General features: G+C 52.3%; 4 protein-coding genes. All 4 read right to left on the bottom strand.

Annotated elements, in window-relative coordinates:
* A partial coding sequence (locus tag P0D96_RS47595) for an alpha/beta fold hydrolase (protein WP_408321239.1) occupies positions 1-162 on the bottom strand: 162 nt, incomplete at its 3' end.
* A 63-nt stretch (positions 163-225) separates the two neighbouring features.
* Positions 226-651, bottom strand: coding sequence for a DUF1636 family protein (locus tag P0D96_RS47600; protein WP_408321233.1), 426 nt, complete (start codon positions 649-651; stop codon positions 226-228).
* A gap of 1,334 nt (positions 652-1,985) precedes the next feature.
* On the bottom strand, positions 1,986-2,348 hold the full coding sequence (locus tag P0D96_RS47605; RefSeq protein ID WP_408321235.1) for a hypothetical protein: 363 nt from the start codon (positions 2,346-2,348) through the stop codon (positions 1,986-1,988).
* Positions 2,349-2,953: 605 nt separating this feature from the next.
* Complete coding sequence (locus P0D96_RS47610; protein ID WP_408321237.1) at positions 2,954-3,232, bottom strand: DUF4148 domain-containing protein; 279 nt, start codon at positions 3,230-3,232, stop codon at positions 2,954-2,956.
* Positions 3,233-3,592 lie beyond the last annotated feature (360 nt).

Below are 3,592 nucleotides of genomic sequence, written 5' to 3' on the forward strand. Positions count from 1 at the left end.
TCCCTTGTCGCTGCGCCCGCAACCGCGGAGGTCCGGGACCACAACCCGAAATCCGGACGATAATACCGCAACCTGGGCTCCGAAAACGTTGCCGGTACCGCCGAGTCCGTGCACGAGGACAACCGGTGTACCCGTCCCTACATCGTCATATTTGAGATTCATGTGCCCTTCCAGAGTGTGTTTGGTAAGTTGAAGGTGGTGTGGTGCGTCTGGCGCGCCGCATTTCTATGAAGTGCCTCTTCCTCGCTTCGGCGAAATCGCAGTTACGTGACCCTGCAACGCCGTCGGAAGCGTTGTGACGCTCACGTCGTCTGATGCCGCTTGTTGGTATTCCAGAGCAGCGTCGACCAGATCCGCGCCGTTGATGTCCTTCAGGCCCGACAGACGTACGCGTGGCTTCGCCGGCGCGTCAAGCGCAACAGCACAGGGCGTCCGGCAACTGCCGAGGCAATGGACCATCATCACGGTCATACCTTGACTGATCAGCCTTTCTTTGATTTCGTTATACAGAGACAATCCCACCGCACCGCTGTGTGGCCGGTCTCTCGGGCAGGTGCGGCAGATCGCAACGGTGCTCGACTGGTCGCGCCCGTTCATATCCGGGCTGACTGCCTCCAGTGGTACTAGGCTCTCGTGTACGGTGAGCGTCACGCTGTCTCCTGGCTTTATCTTTTCGAGGAAGGAACTATCCCAGGTTGTCTGAACCTTGTTTAAACAACCTAGGATAGTGAATCCTATGAACAAATTCTAGGAGTAGGTGCGATAGCATGCTTATCAGAGCGTCGCATCGCGTATCCCAGAATCCAACTCTGTGATTGGATTTTCTCTTAACCCATATGTGCTTCACAAATTCCCGTTCTATCACCGCCGTCCTCTGCCTGAAATAACAGATTTCTTCATCATTAAAGGAAGACTTCAGATCGAGGAAAGATGTACAAAATTATCTACGCATTATTATAATCAAATATTATCCATACCGAACCATCTAATACGACCAGCGATCTCAATGATTAGGTCATTCGATGGAATTAAAGCGCGTTTTCCCCATCATTATCAAGCGCTTGCAGAGCTGTCGAAAATTCTCTGTATGTCAGTCGAAGCGTATTCTCGCGGTTTCTTATACACACTTTTCCGAACTCTTGGCTTCGTCAGCTGGCTTCCGCAGACCATACACACCGCCTGCCACACGGCACCCGTGAGGTTTATTGCATCACTCCTTACGACACCGCATCTGCCACTCCCATCATGCGATTCATCGTCTCTATTAGCGATCACCAATTGGAAGTACTGGTCGATCCCGAGATAGACCTTCGCCAGATCCTGCCAGCGCTCTTGCTGCAGCCAAATTCCTCCCTCAATGCATTTGCGGAAGACCTGATGGAGCGGCACAACAAATGTTGCTGGTACGGCCATTGATTTTGATGGCGCTCTAACGCTCATCGTTGCGCACGACATACGGTGTCACCTTCGCATAACAAGATTTCCTGCCTTAGGTTCGCGATAGATCGAGAAACTTCGCCAACCGTAGCGTCGGGCGAATCGGTACTGCGCCCCGTGCCGCGATGCACTTCCGTAGGCAAGCTCTAAAAATTCCGTGAACTGCACTCTAAGCGTCCGATCTCTCGGAGGACCGAACTGCGGATTCAATTGCACGCAGCTTGATATCTATATACAGTAGCCGCGGGGCCCATTCAATGGGGCGTCATGACGAGAGACGCTCTGCATCCTGTTCCACCCTGCGGACGTCAATCGCTAAGACCTGCGTGACAACTCGATACTCATCAGCCGTTAGCATCTCTGCGTGATATTGCTGAAGTTCCCGGAGAGCACGCAACAATCGACTCGTGGCAATCACGCTCGGAGAGACAATCGGCCACGCATTCATCAGGTAAGCAAGAGGTATTACGTTTCTTCTCTCGCACCATCCATCAAAGAGAGAGAGGCAGAGCCTTTCGAGCCGATCGAGTTGTGCATCGACAATGAGGTCAACAACGATTTTTGGCATACCGACCAGATGTTTGCTGCAGCAGCAGCCACCGAACCAATTGAACAGCTAGAATAGAAGCCCCAGCAGCGCAGACCCCTGTCCAGCCCCATTGACCCCAGACCCAGCCGACTACCGCGCCACCTCCACTACCGGCGAAATTGCGTGTCATATAGGCTGTGCGAATACGGACATGGATGATTGACATCGCCTTCCGAACTTGACCTCGATTTTCGACTGACTTGAGCAAACTCCACGTCAAGGTCCACGAAAAACAATCCAACGCCATCACAAAGACGCAAGCGCAGCCGAACCAAAAAATGCCAAACACCCCAACGGTCAGCGACATCATTGAATCGGTCATATTACGTTCACTTCCCTGATTCCTAGGTCTTCCAATGACGGCGCTTAGCAAAGCGGAACCTATGCCGACGAAGTAGTTTAGCCAGACAGTACGTGGTCTAAACTTGAAGCTCGGCTCCAAAGTGATCTAATAGGGAAAATTCATGACGTCATTAGCTAACCGAACAATTCCGCGCCGAAAAAGTAGCGATACCGTAGAATTATCTGCCGAAAGAGTAGCGCCCTCACCGACCGACGTAAGGCGACATACCGTCCCGATCGATTCAGCTGTTTTTCGCACAGGTGCTCATCGATGTCGGACACCAGTCTGAAAACAGCTGGATCGGGATAGGTGAGGCATGTCCAATGCTTTTGTAAAGCTATCGAGCTTGCCGACCACAACGAAGGCACATATCGAAGACAGGTTTTCCATCTCGCCGTCACCTATCGCCCAAAACGACTCCAATGCACAATTCACTAAGTCTTGAGCAGCCACACGGAATTTCACACACGTCAGACTCTGCCCGATCTGCCGCAGGTAATGTGGAGGACGAACCTCCAAATTTCGAGCGCTTACGGACGCGCGTGCCACATGGCTGCTCCATGACGCGGAAACGGCGTGCTGGTTTAAGGCGCAGACTCGGGGTTCGCGCTGGTTACACCACCATAGGAAGTCTCCGGCTTTCCACCCACCGCGTTGCCCGCGTGAATCTTGGCCTCGGCGGCCTGAATGTCTGCCGGGTAGTACGGGCTGGTTTTGTTCGGATGATATCCTGCGTTTTCGAGCGCTACCAGTTCAGCACGTACCTGCTCACGCGTGATGTGGGAACCATCTTCCTGGGCGCTCGCAAGTACAGGCAGAGCCACCGTTAGACCAATAACTAGATTGCGAATGTTGAAGTTCATTTTCATGCTCCTGCGTATCAACGAAAGTTTGAATGAGGAAAAAGGCTGCGTCGCAGAATTTATTAACTGCACTTCCTCGACGGTCATTTCCTTAATCGGTTCAACGTAGCGTCATTCCGTGGATATCCAGTTACATCAGGTTCCACCCTCTGTTTCTTTACTCGCTGAACTTGATGATATTTTCAGCAATACCAGCCAAGACTTCTACGTACGTCAGGTCATGTCTGTCATAACGTCGTGGCATCGCATCCCCACGCAAGTGGTCGGCGAACGTCTTCACTGCAGCAATGGGCAAAATCGACTCATCCTATGGCAATTGGGTTAGCTCACGGGCTGAACCACAGCGCCTCTGCCATTGAA

Origin of the sequence: Paraburkholderia sp. RL17-347-BIC-D (assembly GCF_046027915.1) — a bacterium.
GTDB lineage: Bacteria > Pseudomonadota > Gammaproteobacteria > Burkholderiales > Burkholderiaceae > Paraburkholderia.